This window comes from Sulfitobacter sp. UBA4523 (assembly GCF_002388305.1).
GTDB classification, from domain to species: Bacteria; Pseudomonadota; Alphaproteobacteria; order Rhodobacterales; family Rhodobacteraceae; genus Sulfitobacter; species Sulfitobacter pontiacus.
The window spans coordinates 34,614-34,861 of the sequence record NZ_DGMH01000042.1; the positions used below are offsets into that span (position 1 = coordinate 34,614).

At 61.3% G+C, this 248-nt stretch carries 1 pseudogene; it reads right to left on the bottom strand.

Annotated elements, in window-relative coordinates:
* A pseudogene (locus B3849_RS10275) lies at positions 1 to 248 on the bottom strand (hypothetical protein); the annotation flags it as partial.

Sequence of the window (248 nt, forward strand, 5' to 3'; positions counted from 1 at the left end):
TGGGCAAGGCGGGCCTTGGTCTCTGCCCGGTTCGGCACCAGCGGCAAGGTGATCCGCTGGCCGTCGGGCAGGCCAAGGCTGATCGACCACAAGGACAGTTTCCCGATCGACCGGATGTCGGTCAACGGCAGGACCAGCGGCTCTGCTGTATCGGGGGCGTTGATATAGAGCGCACGGTTGGTCAGCCGCCAGACGGTATTGCGGTTGCTGAACCAGATCTGGAATTCCTCAAACACCCACATGTAGAA